Genomic DNA, 21,729 nt, shown 5'->3' with positions numbered 1-21,729 from the left:
ATCCACTAATCCACAGGACCTACTACTATTACTATGAATTTAAAACCTATATAATTATATATAAACGACTGGAAGGAGTTTAAATTAATGATGGAATTTACAATTAGAAGAGATTATTTTATCAATCAATTAAACGATACATTAAAAGCCATCTCACCAAGAACAACTTTACCAATTTTAACAGGTATCAAAATTGATGCTAAAGATAATGAAGTGATTCTTACTGGTTCAGATTCTGAAATCTCAATTGAAATCACAATCCCTAAACAAATCGATGGAGAAGATATTGTTACTATTGCTGAAACAGGTTCAGTAGTACTTCCTGGTCGTTTCTTTGTAGATATTATTAAAAAATTACCAGGTAAAGATGTTAAATTATCAACGAATGAACAGTTCCAAACATTGATTACATCGGGTCATTCTGAATTTAACTTAAGTGGATTAGATCCAGATCAATATCCATTACTACCTCAAGTATCACGTGATGACGCAATTCAATTATCAGTAAAAGTATTAAAAAATATCATTGCACAAACAAATTTTGCAGTGTCCACCTCAGAAACACGCCCAGTATTGACTGGTGTTAACTGGCTTATACAAGATAATGAATTAATATGCACTGCAACCGACTCACACCGCTTGGCTGTAAGAAAATTAAAATTAGAAGATGAATTTGAAAATAAAAATGTCATTATTCCAGGTAAAGCTTTATCTGAATTAAATAAAATTATGAGTGACAATGACGAAGAAATTGATATTTTCTTTGCTTCGAACCAAGTATTATTTAAAGTTGGTAATGTAAACTTTATCTCACGCTTATTAGAAGGACATTATCCAGATACGACACGTTTATTCCCAGAGAATTATGAAATTAAATTAGGAATTAACAATGGCGAATTCTATCATGCAATTGATCGTGCATCACTACTTGCACGTGAAGGTGGAAATAACGTCATCAAATTAAGTACTGGTAATGATATTGTGGAATTATCTTCAACCTCTCCAGAAATTGGTACTGTAAAAGAAGAAGTTACAGCAACTGATGTTGAAGGCGGCAACTTGAAGATTTCATTCAACTCTCGCTACATGATGGATGCTTTGAAAGCTATTGATAACGATGAAGTTGAGGTTGAATTCTTCGGTACAATGAAACCATTTATTCTAAAACCTAAAGCTGATGATTCGGTTACACAATTAATTTTACCAATCAGAACATACTAGGACGCGAAGTAATAATCTCCGTTTAAGACCTTGGCATTTTCAATTAAGACAATGTCAGGGTCTTTTGTTTTTATTTGAAAATCATCTATAAGTCCTCTCAGCCCTTCAATAAGACGAAAATGTTGGTATTCTGTGGGTAAGTTACGTTTTAGTATTTTATAAGCTAAAATGCCCCTTAAAATTAAAGTTTAAGTACTTAACTACATATGCTTTATAGCGACCTCATTTTCAGACTCTAAAAGTTGCTTTAAAAACAAAATACCTTCTTCTTTCCCTCAAAAAGTGAGATATTAAAAATATCTTATAAAGTAAACGGTTTCACATTCCATTTTAAATGAAATTTAATCCCAAAAAAGGTATAATATATTAATGACACATAAAGAAACGGAGTGATTATTTTGGTTCAAGAAGTGGTAGTTGATGGCGAAATCACGTTAGGTCAATTTTTAAAAACAGAAGGCATTATTGAATCAGGTGGACAGGCGAAATGGTTTCTACAAGATTTTGAAGTCTTACTTAATGGCGAACGTGAAACACGCCGCGGTAAAAAACTAGCTGACCAAGATCGAATTGATTTCCCTGATATTCCTGAAATTGATTCTGTAATCATTATTCACCAAGGTGAACAATGAAGCTTAAGACACTCCAATTAGAGAATTATCGTAACTATGAGAATGTTACGTTAGATTGTCATCCTGAAGTAAATATTCTTATCGGCGAAAATGCTCAAGGAAAGACAAATTTACTTGAATCAATTTATACGCTAGCTTTAGCTAAAAGCCATCGTACGTCTAACGATAAGGAGCTTATACGCTTTAATGCAGAGTATGCTAAAATAGAGGGTGAGCTAAGTTATAGACACGGTACGATGCCACTAACGATGTTCATAACTAAAAAAGGTAAGCAAGTAAAAGTGAACCACTTAGAACAAAGTCGACTAACACAGTATGTTGGACATCTTAACGTGGTTCTTTTTGCGCCAGAAGATTTAAATATTGTTAAAGGTTCTCCTCAGATCAGAAGACGCTTCATTGACATGGAATTAGGTCAAATTTCTGCGGTTTATTTAAATGATTTAGCTCAATATCAACGTATCCTTAAACAAAAGAATAATTACTTAAAGCAATTACAGTTTGGTCATAAAACAGATACGACAATGTTAGAAGTCTTAAACCAACAATTTGCGCAATACGCACTGAACGTGACTTTAAGACGGGAACATTTTATCAAGGAGCTAGAGTCACTAGCTAAACCGATTCATGCTGGAATTACAAATGAGCGTGAAACGTTGTCGTTGAAATATTTACCAAGCATTAAATTAAGTGATACAAATACGGATGAGAGTGAGTTATTAGACGAGGTTACTACCTTACTAAATGACAATATTCAACGTGAAATGGATAGGGGCGTATGTTTGTATGGGCCACATAGAGACGATTTAGGTTTTAACGTTAATGGTATGTACGCCCAAACATATGGTTCACAAGGACAACAACGGACGACTGCACTATCTATTAAATTAGCAGAAATCGAATTAATGAATATTGAAGTAGGAGAATATCCAATCTTGCTGCTAGATGACGTACTTAGCGAGCTTGATGATTCTCGTCAGACACATTTGTTGAGTACGATTCAACATAAAGTACAAACGTTTGTAACGACGACTTCAGTAGACGGCATAGATCATGAAATTATGAATAATGCTAAGCTTTATCGAATTAATCAAGGTGAAATTATTAAGTAATAGAAAGTGATGGTGAATACATTGTCAGATGTAAACAACACGGATAATTATGGTGCTGGACAGATACAGGTATTAGAAGGCCTGGAAGCGGTACGTAAAAGACCTGGGATGTATATCGGGTCAACCTCAGAGAGAGGATTGCACCATTTAGTATGGGAAATTGTCGATAACAGTATTGACGAAGCCCTTGCCGGCTACGCTGATCAAATCGAAGTCATTATTGAAAAAGATAACTGGATTAAGGTAACTGACAATGGTCGTGGCATTCCTGTTGATATTCAGGAGAAAATGGGTCGTCCAGCAGTTGAGGTTATCTTAACAGTACTTCATGCCGGCGGTAAATTCGGCGGTGGGGGATATAAAGTATCCGGTGGTCTACATGGTGTAGGTTCATCAGTAGTTAATGCCTTATCTGAAGATTTAGAGGTCTATGTCCACCGTAACGAAACAATTTATCATCAAGCATATAAAAGAGGATTACCTCAATTTGATCTTAAAGAAGTAGGTAGCACGGAGAAAACAGGTACAGTGATTCGTTTTAAAGCTGACAGTGAAATTTTCACAGAAACAACAGTTTATAATTATGAAACACTTCAAAAACGTATCAGAGAGCTAGCATTCTTAAATAAAGGGATTTCAATCACGTTAAGAGATGAACGTGAAGATGACGAAGAACAACGCGAAGATACATATCACTATGAAGGTGGTATTAAATCTTACGTTGAATTACTTAATGAAAATAAAGAGCCAAGTCACGAAGACCCTATCTATATTCATCAAACTAAAGATGATGTTGAAATTGAAATCGCCATGCAATATAACGGTGGCTATGCGACAAATCTATTATCTTATGCGAACAACATTCATACATATGAAGGTGGTACGCATGAAGATGGCTTCAAACGTGCATTAACGCGTGTGTTAAATAGCTATGGAACTCAAAGTAAAATCATTAAAGACGAGAAAGATAGATTATCTGGTGAAGATACACGTGAAGGCTTAACAGCTGTCGTATCAATCAAACATGGTGACCCTCAATTCGAAGGACAAACCAAAACAAAACTAGGTAACTCTGAAGTCCGTCAAATCGTGGATAAACTGTTCGCAGAGTATTTTGAACGTTTCTTATATGAGAATCCTAGCGTAGCAAGAATTATTGTAGAAAAAGGTATGATGGCCTCTCGTGCACGTGTAGCTGCTAAAAAAGCACGTGAAGTGACACGTCGTAAATCAGCCTTAGAAATCTCAAGTTTACCTGGTAAGCTTGCAGACTGCTCTAGTAAAAACCCTGAAGAAAGTGAAATCTTTATCGTAGAGGGTGACTCTGCCGGGGGGTCTACAAAAGAAGGTCGTGACTCTAAAACACAAGCCATTTTACCGTTAAGAGGTAAAATTTTAAACGTTGAAAAAGCTCGTTTAGATCGTATTCTAAACAACAATGAGATTCGCCAAATGATTACTGCATTTGGTACTGGAATCGGTGGCGAATTCGATATTTCTAAAGCACGTTATCATAAAATCGTAATTATGACCGATGCCGATGTCGACGGTGCACATATTAGAACGTTATTATTAACATTCTTCTATCGTTTCATGCGTCCACTTATCGAAGCGGGATATGTCTATATCGCACAACCACCATTATTCAAGTTAACTCAAGGTAAACAAAAATATTACGTCTTTAACGACCGTGAATTAGATAAATTGAAATCAGAATTAAATCCAACGCCTAAATGGCAAATTGCTCGTTATAAAGGTTTAGGAGAAATGAACGCCGATCAATTATGGGAAACAACAATGAACCCTGAAAATCGTATGATGTTACAAGTGAAACTTGAAGACGCGATTGATGCCGACCAAACATTTGAAATGTTAATGGGCGACGTCGTTGAAAACCGTAGACGCTTTATCGAAGACAATGCAGTCTATGCAAACTTAGATTTCTAAGAGATTACTTGTTAATAATTTAGGTTGAATCTTAATCATTTAAGCTCTGAAGCTGACTAATGATGATTCAACCTCATGCTATAAACAACTGTTACGACAGTCTTACTAAGTTATGAAAGAACTGATTATAGAAGGAGGATATCTTGATGGCTGACTTACCTCAATCAAGAATTAATGAACGAAATATAACCAGCGAAATGCGCGAATCATTCTTAGACTATGCAATGAGCGTTATCGTTTCACGTGCCTTACCAGATGTACGTGATGGTTTAAAACCTGTACACCGTCGTATTTTATACGGTTTAAATGAACAGGGTATGACACCTGACAAACCTTATAAAAAATCGGCACGTATCGTCGGGGACGTAATGGGTAAATATCACCCACATGGTGACTCTTCAATTTATGACGCCATGGTTAGAATGGCGCAAACATTCAGCTATCGTTATCCGCTTATCGATGGGCAAGGTAACTTTGGTTCTATGGATGGTGATGGCGCTGCTGCCATGCGTTATACCGAAGCTAAAATGACTAAAATTACCTTGGAACTCTTACGTGATATTAATAAAGATACAATTGATTTCTTAGATAACTACGATGGTACAGAAAGAGAGCCGGAAGTCTTACCTGCTCGTTTCCCTAACCTTCTAGTGAATGGCGCATCAGGTATTGCTGTAGGTATGGCTACTAATATTCCTCCTCATAACTTAACTGAAGTCATCGATGGCGTTTTACGTTTAAGTAAAAATCCAGATGTTACTATTGCAGAACTTATGGAAGATATTCAGGGGCCTGATTTTCCAACGGCGGGCTTAATCCTAGGGAAAAGTGGTATCCGAAGAGCATTTGAAACTGGACGTGGATCTGTTCTAATGCGTGCACGTGCGGAAATTGAAGAGCGTGGCGGTGGACGTCAACGTATCGTCGTAACCGAAATTCCTTATCAAGTTAACAAAGCACGTATGATTGAGAAAATTGCAGAACTTGTACGTGAGAAGAAAATAGAGGGTATTACAGACTTACGTGATGAGACAAGTTTACGTACAGGTGTAAGAGTCGTTATTGATGTACGTAAAGATGCAAATGCAAACGTTATTCTAAATAATTTATATAAACAAACTCCATTACAAACGTCATTCGGTGTAAACATGATCGCGCTTGTAAAAGGCCGACCTAAACTAATTAATTTAAAAGAGGCTTTAGTTGAATATTTAGAACATCAAAAAGTTGTAGTTCGTCGTCGTACGGAATATAATTTAAGAAAAGCGAAAGACCGCGCTCACATCTTAGAAGGTTTACGTATTGCGTTAGACCATATTGACCAAATCATCTCAACTATCCGTGAATCTGATACAGATAAAATTGCGATGGAAACGTTACAAGAACGCTTTAAACTTTCAGAACGCCAAGCCCAAGCTATTCTTGATATGCGTTTAAGACGTTTAACAGGTTTAGAACGCGATAAGATTGAAGCGGAATATAATGATTTACTTAATTACATTTCTGAATTAGAAAAAATTCTAGCAGATGAGGAAGTCTTATTACAATTAGTGCGTGACGAACTTACTGAAATTAAAGAACGTTTCGGTGATGAACGTCGTACTGAAATCCAATTAGGTGGATTAGACGATATTGAAGATGAAGACTTAATCCCTGAAGAACAAATTGTGATTACTTTAAGTCATAACAACTATATTAAACGTTTACCTGTATCTACGTATCGCGCACAAAACCGTGGCGGTCGTGGTGTGCAAGGTATGAATACTTTAGAAGAAGACTTTGTAAGTCAACTTGTAACATTAAGTACGCACGATAACGTCTTATTCTTTACGAATAAAGGCCGTGTATATAAACTTAAAGGTTACGAAGTACCTGAACTTTCACGTCAATCGAAAGGTATACCAGTAATTAACGCAATCGAACTTGATAGTGATGAAGTAATTAGTACGATGATTGCCGTAAGAAACCTTGAAGATGAAGATAGCTACTTAGTCTTCGCTACTAAACGAGGTATTGTGAAACGTTCTGCGTTAAGCAATTTCTCACATATTAATAAAAACGGTAAGATTGCGATTGGTTTCAAAGAAGATGACGAACTGATTGCCGTGCGACTTACTGACGGTCATCAAGATATCCTACTTGGTACATCACATGCGTCGCTTATCAGATTCCCAGAAACGAAGTTACGCCCATTAGGCCGTACTGCAGCTGGTGTAAGAGGTATCTCATTACGCGATGAAGATACTGTGGTAGGTTTAGATGTAGCTCATGCAGAGAGCGAAGATGAAGTCTTAGTAGTGACTGAAAATGGTTACGGTAAACGTACGCCAGTAAGTGAATATCGCTTATCTAATCGAGGCGGTAAAGGTATCAAGACTGCTAAAATTACAGAACGTAATGGTAATATTGTATGTATTACAACTGTAACTGGCGAAGAAGACTTGATGATAGTCACAAATGGTGGCGTCATTATCCGACTTGATGTTGAAGATATTTCGCAAAATGGTCGTGCAGCTCAAGGTGTACGTCTCATGAGATTAGGTGAAGAGCAATTTGTTTCTACAGTAGCGAAAGTAATTGATAAAACAGAAGATGAAGAAGCTACTGAAGCAGCTCAAGTTGAAGATAATGCAAGTTTAGAAAGTACTGAAAGTCCTAGCGAACAAGTTGTTGAAGATGAGACGCCAGGTAACGCATTGCACACTGAAATAGAAGAAGCGGATACTACATCTGATGATGAACGTATTGAAGTAAGAGAAGATTTCATGGATCGTGTTAATGAAGATATAGAAAATGCTTCTGACGATGACGATAATAACGAATAATTAACAACAAATAAGACTACCCTGCTGAGGGTAGTCTTATTTTATATACAAACCTTTAGTTTTCTAATTCTTTCATCACGTATGGAATCTCACTTATTAAATGTGAAGGTGGCACAACGTACATTGTTTCAGATAATTTCTCTCCAATATAACTATGCGTATATGTCGCGCTAGTTACAGCATCTTTTAAATTGTCAAACTGACCAACAAAGCTAGTAATCATACCAGCTAATGTATCACCCATGCCTCCTGTCGCCATTGCAGGAGTACCGATAGCAAGTTTATACTCTTCGTCTTTAAAGAAGATTTCTGTACCATGTTTTTTCAACACAACCGTCGCGCCTAATTTATTTACAGCTTCTCTATTACGTTCATATGTTTGTTCTTCAATAGGAATACCACTTAAACGTTCCCATTCTTTTTGATGTGGAGTGAAAATCACGCGACACGTAGGAATTTCAGGTTTCAATTTACTAAAGATTGTAATTGCATCCCCATCAACAATTAAGTTTTGATGTGGTTGTATATTTTGAAGTAAGAATGTAATTGCGTTATTACCTTTGAAATCAATACCGAGGCCTGGGCCGATTAAAATACTATCTGTGTTCTCAATCATTTTAGTTAACATCTTCGTATCATTAATATCAATAACCATGGCTTCCGGACAACGTGAATGAATCGCTGCATGATTAGTTGGGTGTGTGGCCACTGTAATTAAGCCACTTCCACTATATACACACGCACGCGCTGCCAACATAATAGCACCGCCTAAATTGGCACTACCACCAATAAGTAAAATCTTACCGTAATCACCTTTATGTGTTTCATCATTTCTTTTAGGAATAGTAACCGAATTTAATGTTTCCATAAATAAACCTCCCTTATAAGGTGTGGAACCTTTCTACACTAAATAGATATGGTCTGAACTTTACAGTTGTAGCGAACAACTCAGACTTATCTACGCCCTCGACTTTTAAATACAATAGAAAATATTATACCTGGATTCGACTTTCGTCAACACTATTTCAGGAATAATTTTGGTTCTAATTTTGTTGAAAATGAAAACGTTTAAATTAATAATAATTTTTAATATTAACAATTGCTTGATAATTTTAAAAGACTTTGCTATATTAAAAATAACTTAATAAGTTATTGTTCGTAGGACAAGTAACATAATCGATTAATTTCAGAGAGCTTGTGTTGAGTGTGAACAAGTAATTAATAGTTATGCGAATCTACCTACTTTATGTGAACAATCGGTAATAACCGTTATATTGGTAAAGTGCAATTTGGTGCATCGTATGTATCAAGTTGTTAAATAGGGTGGCAACGCGTAGACCACGTCCCTTGTAGAGGGATGTGGTCTTTTTTTATACTTAAAAGTTGTCATTCTTAATAAACTTTTAAAAAAATGGGAAGGATGAAGTTAATATGTTAGACATCAGACAATTTAGAGAAGAACCTGATAAAGTTAAGAGCAAAATTGAATTACGCGGAGATGATCCTAAAGTAGTTGATGAAGTCTTAGAATTGGATAACCAACGTCGTCAACTCATTGGGAAAACTGAAGATATGAAAGCACGTCGTAACAAAGTAAGTGAAGAAATCGCTGAAAAGAAACGTAATAAAGAAAATGCCGACGACGTTATCAAAGAAATGCGTGAACTTGGTGACGAAATCAAAGAAAACGATGCTAAATTAAATGAAGTAGATAATAAAATTAGAGATATCTTAATTCATATCCCTAACTTAATCGCAGACGACGTACCACAAGGTGCTTCAGACGAAGAAAACGTTGAAGTGAAAAAATGGGGTACGCCACGTGAATTCGACTTCGAACCAAAAGCACACTGGGATTTAGTTGAAGAATTAAAAATGGCTGACTTTGAACGTGCAGCAAAAGTTTCAGGAGCACGTTTCGTATACTTAACTAGAGACGGTGCATTATTAGAACGTGCATTAATGAACTACATGCTCACTAAACATACAACACAACACGGTTACACTGAAATGTTTACACCACAATTAGTTAACGCTGATACGATGTTTGGTACAGGTCAATTACCTAAATTCGAAGAAGATTTATTTAAAGTTGAAAAAGAAGGTCTTTACACTATTCCAACTGCAGAAGTTCCATTAACAAACTTCTACAGAGACGAAATTATCCCACCAAATGTATTACCTGAAAAATTCACTGCACAAACTGCATGTTTCCGTAGTGAAGCAGGATCAGCTGGTAGAGATACAAGAGGTTTAATCCGTTTACACCAATTCGATAAAGTTGAAATGGTGCGTATTGAAAAACCTGAAGATTCTTGGGATGCTTTAGAAGACATGACTAAAAATGCTGAAGCTATCTTAGAAGAATTAAAATTACCATACCGTCGTGTAATCTTATGTACAGGAGATATTGGTTTCAGTGCAAGTAAAACATACGACTTAGAAGTTTGGTTACCAAGCTATAACAACTACAAAGAGATTAGTTCTTGTTCAAACTGTACTGACTTCCAAGCGCGTCGTGCAAACATCCGCTTCAAACGTAATGCAGATGCTAAACCAGAATTAGCACATACATTAAATGGTAGTGGTCTTGCTGTTGGACGTACATTTGCAGCTGTTGTTGAAAACTATCAAAATGAAGATGGTACAATCACAATTCCAGATGCATTAGTTCCATACATGGGTGGTAAAACTGAAATCCGTCCAGTAAATGGTTAAGCTATAACTCATACACATTTAGCGTTGAAGCTATCTTAAAAGATAGTTTCAACGCTTTTTTAATTTCTCCTATACCTTATTTGAAGATAATCAGTTTTCAATGTGAAAATCCGCTTTTTCCTAATAAAGTAATAAAGTAAATAATATCTTTTTAGACCCCCCTACATGAGGTAATTAGAAATTTCGGACTAAAAATATAGAACTCTCAAAACATTGATAAATCAACATTTTTAAACACCTGACAGTCTTACGTCACACAACCCTACGTCTTATAGTATTGCTACTCTAGTACTAGTGTATTAGACTAAATTTAATTAGATATTTACTTGTGAAAGTGAGTGCAACAAAGGGGGTATGAGGATGACGTCACATGTGACATTTAAACAAGGAATCAAAGAATGTATTCCTACTTTATTAGGATATATTGGAATTGGTTTGTCATTCGGAATCGTGGCGGCTTCACAACATTTCAGTATATTAGAAATCTTATTACTATGTTTACTTGTCTATGCCGGAGCAGCGCAATTTATCATCTGCGCACTTGTCATAGCAGGTACACCGACTTCAGCTATAGTATTAACCACTTTTATCGTCAATTCACGTTTTTTCCTATTATCAATGACATTAGCACCTAACTATAGAAATTATAGTGTATGGAATCGTATAGGCTTATCATCTATCTTAACTGATGAAACATTTGGCGTAGCAGTTACGCCTTATCTAAAAGGGGAGAAGATAAATGATCGTTGGTTACACGGTTTGAACTTAACTGCCTACGTATTTTGGGCGCTTGCGAGCGTAGCCGGTGCAATATTTGGTAAATACATCTCTAATCCAGATATGTTAGGGCTTGATTTCGCTATTACCGCGATGTTCATCTTTTTAGCAATGGAACAGTTTGAGTCGATTACACGTTCAAAACTTAAAGTGTATCTTGTATTGATTGCGAGTGTTATTGTAATGATGTTAATTCTAAGTTGGTTTATACCTTCATACGGTGCGATTCTTATCGCATCAATCTTTGCAGCGACATTAGGGGTGGTGATGGATAAATGACAACATCTTGGCATACGTTAATACTCATCGTTCTATGTGGTCTCGTAACGCTAATTGTCCGTGTTATCCCGTTTCTTATGATTTCACGTATCCAACTTTCAGAAACGGTGATTAAGTGGTTATCGTTCATACCCATCACATTATTCACGGCGCTCATCCTAGATGGCATTATCGTTCAACAAGACGGCGTACAAGGTTATACACTCAATATCCCGTTCATCATTGCAACGATTCCAACCATCTTCATTGCTCTTATTACACGTAGCCTGACGATCACCATACTAGTAGGCATCGCACTCATTGCTGGTATACGTTTCTTCTTTTAAAAGGAAGAACCCAATAGCTAGCTATTGAAGTTACAAATGTAATTAGATAAAATAAATTTAAACTAAATAATTACAAAGTGTAAAAACTAAACAATATAAACTTATTGAGAGAAGTGGAGGGACGCGGCCCTATGAAACTTCAGCAACCGGCAATAATGTACGGTGCTACAACCAGCGAGATACTCGGATGATAAGTAACAAGCATATCGCTTCATACTTCTAAAGAGTATGAAGTGATTTTTTTATCTAAAGGAGGAAAGCGTATGACAAATTATACGGTAGACACATTAAACTTAGGACCATTTACAACTGAATCAGGTGAAATGATTGAGAATCTGCAATTACGCTATGAACATGTCGGATACTCAGGTCAACCACTTGTAGTAGTTTGTCATGCGCTAACCGGCAATCACTTAACGTATGGAACTGACAAACATCCCGGTTGGTGGCGTGAAATTATCGACGGCGGTTATATGCCTATTTATGATTATCAATTTCTTACATTTAACGTTATCGGTAGCCCATTTGGCTCAAGCTCTCCCGTAACAGACCCACATTTTCCCAAACAATTAACATTAAGAGATATTGCTAAAGCGATTGAAAAGGGCATTCAAGAACTCGGCTTCGATAGGATTAATATCTTAATAGGTGGAAGTCTAGGGGGCATGCAAGTAATGGAACTACTCTATAATAATCAGTTCCAAGTCGATAAAGCAGTTATTCTCGCAGCTACTGATAAAACGTCTTCCTATAGTCGAGCATTTAATGAAATTGCATGTGAAGCCATTCATATCGGAGGTAAAGAGGGACTAAGTATTGCACGTCAATTAGGCTTCCTAACCTACCGGTCGTCTAAAAGCTATGATGAACGTTTCTCTCCAGATGAAGTCGTTAGTTATCAACGTTATCAAGGTAATAAGTTTAAAGAAACATATGACTTATCTTGTTACTTAACAATGTTGAATGTATTGGATAGTCATAATATTGACCGTGGCCGGGTAGACGTAGATGAAGTCTTTCAATCTTTAGATACTAAAGTACTTACGATGGGCTTTACTGATGATTTATTATATCCAGATGATCAAGTGAGAGTAGTAGGGGAGCGGTTTAAATATCATCGTCATTTCTTTGTGCCAGACAATGTAGGACATGACGGGTTCTTGTTAAACTTTAATGATTGGGCGCCGAACTTATATCATTTTTTAAAAGTAACGAATTTTAAACGAAAATAATGGAAGCGGATAATGACGATAGTGCCATTAAACCAATGGCTAGTGAGTGTGCTAAGTACTATTTCTATACATTTGTTTTAATCTTGCATAGAGGTTAAAATAGAAGTTACAGTCAAAAAGTATGGGAGTGGCAAATGTGTTTTCAAAAGTACACCTTAAAGCGACGATTATAGGAACAATTGCGCTCGCTATTGTTGCTTTAATCACGTATGTGTTACCGATACTTGGTTTGATACTATGTTTATTCGCTACAATTCCAGGGATTATTCTATGGAACAAATCCGTTCCATCGTTTGGAGTTGCCGCGTTAGTCACAGTCATCTTAACCACTCTATTAGGTAATACATTTGTATTAAGTGCCATGATTTTAGTTTTACTACTTAGCTTTATTATTGGCCAATTATTAAAAGAACGTGCTTCTAAAGAACGCATCTTATATATAGCAACTACATATTTAAGTATATTTGCTTTAGTCGCATTAATGTTATTACAAGTATTCAAAAAAATACCAAGTGCAACCACGCTTATTAAACCTTTTAAAGATGCAATGCATAGCGCCATTGTCGCATCAGGCGTTGAGTCTGATTATAAAACGGTATTAGAAGAAGGCTTCCGACAAATGGCAGTACAACTTCCAAGTTTTATTATCATCGGAATTTTTATTCTTGTTTTAATTAGTTTAATCATTACGTTTCCGATTGTACGTAAATTTAAAGTAGCTACGCCGATTTTTAAACCTTTATTTGCTTGGCAGATGAATCGTTCATTATTATGGATTTATATGATTGTCTTATTGTGCGTAATGTTTGCGACTCAGCCAAGTACGTTCCAAAGTATCGTGTTAAATTTTGAAGTTGTGTTATCATTATTGATGTATATTCAAGGATTGAGTTTAATTCATTTCTTTGGTAAAGCAAGACGTATGCCAAATGCTGTAACGATATTGTTAATGGTTGTGGGGACAATTTTAACGCCGGCAACACATATTGTTGCATTACTTGGGGTACTTGATTTAGGAATTAATTTAAAACGAATGATTAAAAATGACTTTAAAAAGTGAATAGAGGTGGAAGAATGAACCGTCAATCCACAAAAAAGGCATTACTTATACCTTACATTTTGATGGTACTTACTGCGATAGCGCTCGCTGTTGTATGGTTTATCTTTAAGCCATTGGTAGCTACGATTGCCGCTGCTATTCTAGTCGTGATGATTATTATTAGCATCGTATTAGTAAGACAAGCATTATTAAAAATGGATAACTATGTGGATAACTTAAGTGGTCATGTCTCAGCTGGCAGCAACAAAGCAATCAAACGTTTGCCAATTGGTATGGTGGTGCTTGATGCCGATGATCATATTGAATGGATCAACCAGTATATGTCTGAGCACTTAGAAACGAACGTCATATCAGAACCAGTTAATGAAGTATTTCCGAATATTTTAAAGCAACTTGAAAAGATTCAAGAAGTTGAAATCGAACATGGTCCATATCATTATCATGTACGCCATGCCGAAGAAGAAAATTGTTTATACTTCTTTGATATTACGAATGAAGTACAAACACACGCATTATATGAAGAATCGAAACCTATTATTGCGACCCTTTTCCTAGATAATTATGATGAAATTACGCAAAATATGAATGATACGCAACGCTCTGAAATCAACTCAATGGTAACACGAGTGATTAGTCGTTGGGCGTCGGAATATAACATCTACTTTAAACGTTATAGCTCTGATCAGTTCGTAGCGTATTTAAATCAAAAAATTCTAGCGGAAATTGAAGAGTCGAACTTTGAAATTCTCAGTCAATTACGTGAGAAAAGTGTCGGTTACCGTGCGCAATTAACACTAAGTATTGGTGTCGGTGAAGGTACCGAGAATTTAATCGACCTTGGTGAATTGTCGCAATCTGGTCTTGATTTAGCATTAGGCCGTGGTGGTGACCAAGTTGCCATCAAGAATATGAATGGTAACGTCCGTTTCTACGGCGGTAAGACTGACCCAATGGAGAAACGTACACGTGTAAGAGCACGAGTTATTTCTCACGCCTTGAAAGACATTTTAACTGAAGGCGACAAAGTAATTATTATGGGACATAAACGTCCTGACTTAGATGCGATAGGTGCTGCAATCGGAGTATCGCGTTTCGCATTAATGAATAATTTAGAAGCCTATGTCGTATTAAATGAAGAAGATATCGATCCAACACTTCGTAGAGTGATGGATGAAATCGATAAAAAACCTGAGCTTAAAGAACGTTTCGTAACGTCTGATGAAGCCTGGGATATGATGACTTCTAAATCTACCATTGTTGTCGTAGATACACATAAACCTGAGATGGTATTAGATGAAAATATTCTAAATAAAGCTAACCGTAAAGTGGTTATTGATCACCATAGACGAGGCGAAAGCTTTATTTCTAATCCATTGTTGGTTTATATGGAACCATACGCAAGTTCAACAGCCGAACTTGTAACGGAACTCTTGGAGTATCAACCGACAGAACAACGTTTAACTCGTTTAGAATCAACGGTAATGTACGCAGGTATCATTGTCGATACACGTAACTTTACATTGCGTACAGGTTCAAGAACGTTTGATGCGGCAAGTTATCTTCGTGCCCATGGTGCAGATACTATATTGACACAACACTTCTTGAAAGATGATGTAGATACGTATATTAATCGTTCTGAACTGATTAGAACGGTTGAAGTACAAGACGATGGTGTTGCGATTGCGCATGGTTCTAATGACAAAATTTATCATCCCGTTACAGTTGCACAAGCAGCTGATGAGTTGTTAAGTTTAGAGGGTATAGAAGCATCATACGTGGTAGCTAAACGTGAGGATAACTTAATTGGTATCTCTGCCCGTTCACTAGGTTCTATCAACGTTCAATTAACGATGGAAGCACTTGGTGGCGGTGGACACTTAACCAATGCTGCCACACAATTAAAAGGATTATCGATTGAAGAAGCAATCGAACAATTACAACAAGCAATTACAGAACAAAAGAGTAGGAGTGAAGACGCATGAAAGTAATTTTCACACAAGATGTTAAAGGTAAAGGTAAAAAAGGCGAAGTTAAAGATGTACCAGTAGGCTATGCTAATAACTTTTTAATTAAAAATAACTATGCTGTTGAGGCAACTCCTGGTAACTTAAAACAATTAGAACAACAAAATAAACGTGCCGAAGCGGATAGACAACAAGAAATTAATGAAGCGAAAGCACTTAAAGAAAAATTAGAAAATATCGAAGTAGAAGTAAGTGCGAAAACTGGTGAAGGTGGTAAATTGTTCGGTTCAGTAAGCACAAAACAAATTGCCGAAGCACTTAAATCTCAACATGATATTAAAATTGATAAACGTAAAATGGACTTACCTCAAGGTATCCACGCATTAGGTTATACTAATGTGCCTGTTAAATTAGACAAAGAAGTTGAAGGTACAATTAGAGTCCATACAGTAGAAAAATAATACAATTAGCACTGGCATTTGGGTAAAATTTAGGATGGATTGGATTTAGAGGTGTAATGACGTATGGATAATATGTATGATCAAAGACAAATGCCCCATAACAATGAAGCTGAACAATCTGTCTTAGGTGCAATTATTATAGACCCGAACTTGATTAATACGACTCAGGAGGTATTACTTCCTGAGTCATTTTATAGAGGCGCCCACCAACACATCTTCCGAGCAATGATGAATTTAAGTGAAGATCAAGGGGAAATTGATGTTGTCACATTAATGGATCAATTGACGAAAGATGGTGCGTTGAGTGAAGCGGGTGGCCCCCAATATTTAGCGGAACTATCTAATAATGTGCCAACGACACGAAACATTCAGTATTATACAAATATCGTCGCTAACTTATCGTTAAAACGTAAATTAATACAAACTGCCGATAGTATTGCCAACGACGGTTATGATAATGAACTTGAATTAGATGCGATTTTAAGTGACGCTGAACGACGCATACTTGAGTTATCCTCTAATCGTCAAAGCGACGGCTTCAAGGATATTAGAGACGTTCTAGGACAAGTATATGAGACAGCCGAAGAATTAGATCAAAATAGCGGACAAACGCCAGGTATTCCCACTGGTTATCGTGATTTAGACCAGATGACTGCGGGCTTTAACCGTAACGATTTAATTATTTTAGCAGCACGTCCTTCTGTAGGTAAGACTGCCTTCGCTCTTAATATTGCACAAAAAGTGGCGACACATGAAGGAAGTTATACGGTAGGTATATTCTCCCTTGAAATGGGTGCAGATCAATTAGCAACACGTATGATTTGTAGTTCTGGTAATGTTGATTCTAATCGTTTAAGAACAGGGACGATGACGGAAGAAGACTGGAATCGTTTTACAATAGCGGTAGGTAAGTTATCACGTACGAAGATATTTATAGATGATACGCCAGGTATTCGTATTACAGATTTACGTTCTAAGTGTCGTCGTTTAAAACAAGAACATGGTTTAGATATGATTGTGATTGATTATCTACAATTACTTCAAGGTAGCGGGTCACGCTTTTCAGATAATAGACAACAAGAAGTTTCTGAAATTTCGCGTACGTTAAAAGCAATCGCGCGTGAATTAGAATGTCCCGTTATCGCATTGAGTCAGTTATCACGTGGCGTAGAACAACGTCAAGATAAGCGTCCAATGATGAGTGATATTCGTGAGTCTGGTTCGATTGAGCAAGATGCTGATATCGTCGCATTCTTATATCGTGATGATTATTATAATCGAGGCGAAGGTGAAGACGACGATGGTAATATGGAACCTCAGTCTAATGATGAGAATGGTGAAATTGAAATTATCATTGCTAAGCAACGTAACGGCCCAACCGGCACTGTGAAACTACACTTTATGAAACAATATAATAAATTTACAGATATCGATTATGCACATGCCGATATGATGTAAATATTTTTCACCGTACTTTAATCTTATTTTAGAATTAAATGTACGGTTTTTGTTTTATTTTGATTGAATTTATTTCTATTTAGTATGTGTCTTGATTTCTATATAAAAGGCTTTAAAATACTGATATGTAAACGTTTGTAGGTATTTATTGGGAAAATTTATTTTCAAAAAGAAAAGGAAAATGTATAAATATTAATGTTCGATTTTTATTTGCATTCTGCCAAATGGATTGATAGAATACTTATGGTTAATCGAGAAAACTTTGGAGGTGCTCACATGTCATCAATCGTAGTAGTTGGGACACAATGGGGAGACGAAGGTAAAGGTAAAATTACAGATTTCTTAGCGGAACAAGCAGATGTTATTGCACGTTTTTCAGGTGGTAATAATGCGGGTCATACAATCCAGTTCGGTGGAGAAACATATAAATTACACTTAGTACCATCAGGTATTTTTTATAAAGATAAATTAGCGGTTATTGGTAACGGCGTTGTTGTCGATCCAGTAGCGTTATTAAAAGAATTAGACGGTTTAAATGAACGTGGTATTTCTACAAGTAATTTACGTATTTCTAACCGTGCTCAAGTGATTCTTCCTTATCACTTAGCGCAAGATGAATATGAAGAACGTCGTCGTGGCGATAATAAAATCGGTACAACTAAAAAAGGTATTGGTCCAGCTTACGTAGATAAAGCGCAACGTATCGGTATCCGTATGGCTGATTTATTAGAAAAAGAAACATTTGAACGTCGCTTAAAAGAAAATATCGAAATTAAAGATGCATATTTCAAAGGTATGTTTAATGAATCATGTCCACGCTTCGATGAAATGTTTGACGAATACTATGCGGCTGGTCAACGCCTAAAAGAATTCGTTATGGACACAGCGAAAACATTAGATGACGCATTTGTTGCTAATGAAAAAGTATTATTCGAAGGCGCACAAGGCGTTATGTTAGATATCGACCACGGTACATATCCTTTCGTAACTTCAAGTAACCCTATTGCTGGTAATGTAACAGTAGGTACTGGTGTAGGCCCAACATTCGTTTCTAAAGTCATTGGTGTATGTAAAGCTTATACATCTCGTGTAGGCGACGGCCCATTCCCAACTGAATTATTTGATGAAGATGGTCACCACATTAGAGAAGTTGGTCGTGAGTACGGTACAACAACTGGACGTCCACGTCGTGTCGGCTGGTTCGACTCAGTTGTATTACGTCACTCTCGTCGTGTGAGCGGTATTACAGATTTATCTATTAACTCTATCGACGTGCTTACAGGTTTAGATACTGTGAAAATTTGTACAGCATACGAATTAGACGGCGAAGAAATTACTGAATATCCAGCGAACCTTGATCAATTACGTCGTTGTAAACCAATCTTCGAAGAGTTACCAGGATGGAAAGAAGATATTACAAGTTGCCGTACATTAGAAGAATTACCTGACAATGCGCGTAAATACTTAGAGCGTATTTCAGAATTATGTAATGTGAAAATTTCAATCTTCTCAGTAGGCCCAGACCGCGAACAAACTAACTTATTAGAACAATTATGGTAATAGATAAGAATTAAAGCTTTTCGTTTTAATTTAATTTTATGAAAATGAAAATCCAGTTTGCGACATATCCAATGTCCAAACTGGATTTTTTAACAATACTACGTATTGTTTGGCTAAGCTTTACGGGGGGAGCCGGACAGAAATCTAATGTAATTTCGAAGATTTCGTTGTCCGGCCCCGGCAAGGTTGACTAGAGATGAAGAAAGTATGGTTTTCATGCATCTTCATCTCAGTCAACTACTGCCAAACGTTGTATTTAAACTTTGGCTAATCTTGTTTCCCCAGGAGTATCGCCCTCAATACTTCGTATAAATATATAGTTGTATGTAACGATGCGTTTGAAAATATGTATTTATAAAAACTAATAGGCTTAATATTATTATAATAATGTAATTAATCTAAACTATTTGTTATAGGGTTATGCTTATTCTAAAAGTCTTCATCTAAGATTTATATTATAGAAATAGTGGAGTATTCAAAACAAAATACAAAAGTGTAAAAAGAGGATAAATGAAAGAATTGTAATGCTTGAAACCCTTGATATGGCAACTTTTATCCAATAAATTAAGAAATTATAAAAAAGATTAAAATTATGTAAAAAATGTCTTGTATTCAAAATAAGGCCTGTGCTATAATCTATCTTGTGCTTAAGAATGGCTCCTTGGTCAAGCGGTTAAGACACCGCCCTTTCACGGCGGTAACACGGGTTCGAGTCCCGTAGGAGTCACCATTTTTTAGGTCTCGTAGTGTAGCGGTTAACACGCCTGCCTGTCACGCAGGAGATCGCGGGTTCGATTCCCGTCGAGACCGTATTGCTTATCCAATAGGATAGGCATTTTTTTATATCTTTTTTTCTAGCTACTTTTACTTCACATTAGTATTCCGCTTCGTTCCCATTTTCAAAAATAAAATACTGCTCAATAAAAAAACATGCTTCAAGAAGTTTTGCGTTACAAGAATATGACGCCGCAATATAATTTTAATATTTCTATTTATATAAGAAGATAAACGTTGATATTAAAACATTTGAAGTTATCATAATTTTGTAACAATGCTTAGAATAGGCGTCACTACAACTTTTGTACCCTATTCAAAGGATTCAACATATTTGTAATATTAAATTAGAGTGGTAAACTTTAAACTACTAATCTCCCGGATTATTTGTTGTATGTGGGCAATATTTGATTAGAACGAAAGTTTGTTAAAGCAACACTTTTAAATTTCTAATCATTATTGTAAGGGCGAGGGTAGGAAATCTTTAAAGTTAAATTAGATTTCTATCTCACGCCCATAGAATTAGAAGTATATTAATGGTAAATTATATAGTAGATGAGTGTGCGTTTATAAACATTTTTTACGTGCTAAATCGTAATTATTCTTTACTAAAAACGCTAAAAATTATTGAAATAGAGAACTATAATTTGAGAAATGAGGGTTATAGATATGGCAAGAAAAGTTGTTGTAATCGATGACGAAAAGCCAATTGCAGACATCCTAGAATTTAATTTGAAAAAAGAAGGCTACGACGTTTATTGTGCCTATGACGGCAATGACGCAGTAGATTTAATTTATGAAGTAGAGCCAGATATCGTGCTATTAGATATCATGTTACCGGGACGCGACGGTATGGAAGTATGCCGTGAAGTACGTAAGAAGTATGAAATGCCAATTATTATGTTAACGGCAAAAGACTCTGAAATCGATAAAGTTTTAGGTCTTGAACTCGGCGCGGATGACTATGTTACGAAACCATTTAGCACTCGTGAGTTAATCGCGCGTGTGAAAGCCAATTTACGTCGTCATTATTCACAACCAGCTCAAGAAGTAAACAATGCGACAAATGAAATTACAATTAAAGATATTGTCATTTATCCAGACGCTTACTCCATTAAAAAACGTGGTGAAGATATCGAATTAACACACCGTGAATTTGAACTCTTCCACTATCTTTCAAAACATATGGGGCAAGTGATGACGCGTGAACATTTGCTTCAAACAGTTTGGGGTTATGACTACTTTGGAGACGTGCGTACAGTGGACGTAACCATCCGTCGTTTACGTGAGAAGATTGAAGATGATCCTTCTCATCCAGAATATATCGTAACACGTAGAGGCGTTGGATATTTCCTCCAACAACATGATTAGGAGCTTGCGGAT

General features: G+C 36.3%; 16 protein-coding genes, 2 tRNA genes, 1 riboswitch and 1 other annotated feature. Of the genes, 17 read left to right on the top strand and 1 reads right to left on the bottom strand.

Features of this window, described 5'->3' with window-relative positions; translation table 11 throughout:
- Positions 1-87 precede the first annotated feature (87 nt).
- The 5 genes from dnaN to gyrA all read left to right on the top strand — a co-directional run bounded on the left by dnaN (position 88) and on the right by gyrA (position 7,737).
- A complete protein-coding gene (dnaN, locus tag CD147_RS05835) occupies positions 88-1,221 on the top strand; it encodes a DNA polymerase III subunit beta (protein ID WP_103166483.1) in 1,134 nt (377 codons plus the stop codon).
- 389 nt (positions 1,222-1,610) lie between these two features.
- Positions 1,611-1,853, top strand: coding sequence for a S4 domain-containing protein YaaA (gene yaaA / locus CD147_RS05830; RefSeq protein ID WP_174694333.1), 243 nt, complete (start codon positions 1,611-1,613; stop codon positions 1,851-1,853).
- A complete protein-coding gene (gene recF, locus CD147_RS05825; RefSeq protein WP_103166481.1) occupies positions 1,850-2,965 on the top strand; it encodes a DNA replication/repair protein RecF in 1,116 nt (371 codons plus the stop codon). The genes yaaA and recF overlap by 4 nt, the downstream gene beginning before the upstream one ends.
- 9 nt (positions 2,966-2,974) lie before the next feature.
- Positions 2,975-4,912 carry a DNA topoisomerase (ATP-hydrolyzing) subunit B gene (gene gyrB, locus CD147_RS05820; RefSeq protein WP_103166480.1) on the top strand — a complete coding sequence of 646 codons (1,938 nt, stop codon included), beginning with the start codon at positions 2,975-2,977 and terminating at the stop codon, positions 4,910-4,912.
- A 146-nt stretch (positions 4,913-5,058) separates the two neighbouring features.
- Positions 5,059-7,737, top strand: coding sequence for a DNA gyrase subunit A (gyrA, locus tag CD147_RS05815; protein WP_103166479.1), 2,679 nt, complete (start codon positions 5,059-5,061; stop codon positions 7,735-7,737).
- A 55-nt stretch (positions 7,738-7,792) separates the two neighbouring features.
- Here gyrA and CD147_RS05810 read toward each other — a convergent pair whose 3' ends face one another.
- Positions 7,793-8,605 carry an NAD(P)H-hydrate dehydratase gene (locus CD147_RS05810; RefSeq protein WP_103166478.1) on the bottom strand — a complete coding sequence of 271 codons (813 nt, stop codon included), beginning with the start codon at positions 8,603-8,605 and terminating at the stop codon, positions 7,793-7,795.
- 283 nt (positions 8,606-8,888) lie between these two features.
- Positions 8,889-9,088 (top strand) — a binding site (T-box leader).
- An 80-nt stretch (positions 9,089-9,168) separates the two neighbouring features.
- On the opposite strand from CD147_RS05810, the gene serS reads away from it, so the two are divergent.
- From serS to yycF, 12 genes are all read left to right on the top strand, one after another.
- A complete protein-coding gene (serS, locus tag CD147_RS05805) occupies positions 9,169-10,455 on the top strand; it encodes a serine--tRNA ligase (protein ID WP_103166477.1) in 1,287 nt (428 codons plus the stop codon).
- 360 nt (positions 10,456-10,815) lie between these two features.
- Positions 10,816-11,511 (top strand): AzlC family ABC transporter permease, encoded by a 696-nt coding sequence (locus CD147_RS05800; RefSeq protein ID WP_103166476.1) that lies wholly within the window; start codon positions 10,816-10,818, stop codon positions 11,509-11,511.
- Positions 11,508-11,837, top strand: a complete 330-nt coding sequence (locus tag CD147_RS05795; RefSeq protein ID WP_103166475.1) for an AzlD domain-containing protein — start codon at positions 11,508-11,510, stop codon at positions 11,835-11,837. Before CD147_RS05800 ends, CD147_RS05795 begins: the two co-directional genes overlap by 4 nt.
- Before the next feature lie 98 nt (positions 11,838-11,935).
- A riboswitch (SAM riboswitch) is annotated at positions 11,936-12,034 on the top strand.
- Positions 12,035-12,100: 66 nt separating this feature from the next.
- On the top strand, positions 12,101-13,069 hold the full coding sequence (gene metX / locus CD147_RS05790; RefSeq protein ID WP_103166474.1) for a homoserine O-acetyltransferase MetX: 969 nt from the start codon (positions 12,101-12,103) through the stop codon (positions 13,067-13,069).
- Between the two features lie 121 nt (positions 13,070-13,190).
- Positions 13,191-14,129 carry a YybS family protein gene (locus tag CD147_RS05785; RefSeq protein WP_174694334.1) on the top strand — a complete coding sequence of 313 codons (939 nt, stop codon included), beginning with the start codon at positions 13,191-13,193 and terminating at the stop codon, positions 14,127-14,129.
- Positions 14,130-14,143: 14 nt separating this feature from the next.
- Positions 14,144-16,111, top strand: coding sequence for a DHH family phosphoesterase (locus CD147_RS05780; RefSeq protein ID WP_103166472.1), 1,968 nt, complete (start codon positions 14,144-14,146; stop codon positions 16,109-16,111).
- Positions 16,108-16,554, top strand: coding sequence for a 50S ribosomal protein L9 (gene rplI, locus CD147_RS05775; protein WP_103166471.1), 447 nt, complete (start codon positions 16,108-16,110; stop codon positions 16,552-16,554). Before CD147_RS05780 ends, rplI begins: the two co-directional genes overlap by 4 nt.
- Positions 16,555-16,617: 63 nt before the next feature.
- Positions 16,618-18,012, top strand: a complete 1,395-nt coding sequence (dnaB, locus tag CD147_RS05770) for a replicative DNA helicase (RefSeq protein ID WP_103166470.1) — start codon at positions 16,618-16,620, stop codon at positions 18,010-18,012.
- Between the two features lie 276 nt (positions 18,013-18,288).
- On the top strand, positions 18,289-19,572 hold the full coding sequence (locus CD147_RS05765; RefSeq protein ID WP_103166469.1) for an adenylosuccinate synthase: 1,284 nt from the start codon (positions 18,289-18,291) through the stop codon (positions 19,570-19,572).
- A gap of 655 nt (positions 19,573-20,227) precedes the next feature.
- Positions 20,228-20,302: transfer RNA gene (locus CD147_RS05760), tRNA-Glu, on the top strand.
- A 7-nt stretch (positions 20,303-20,309) separates the two neighbouring features.
- A tRNA-Asp gene (locus CD147_RS05755) sits at positions 20,310-20,382 on the top strand.
- Positions 20,383-21,015: 633 nt separating this feature from the next.
- Positions 21,016-21,717 (top strand): response regulator YycF, encoded by a 702-nt coding sequence (yycF, locus tag CD147_RS05750; RefSeq protein ID WP_103166468.1) that lies wholly within the window; start codon positions 21,016-21,018, stop codon positions 21,715-21,717.
- Positions 21,718-21,729 lie beyond the last annotated feature (12 nt).

This window comes from Staphylococcus devriesei (assembly GCF_002902625.1).
GTDB lineage: Bacteria > Bacillota > Bacilli > Staphylococcales > Staphylococcaceae > Staphylococcus > Staphylococcus devriesei.
This window is presented reverse-complemented; position numbering and strand designations above follow the sequence as displayed.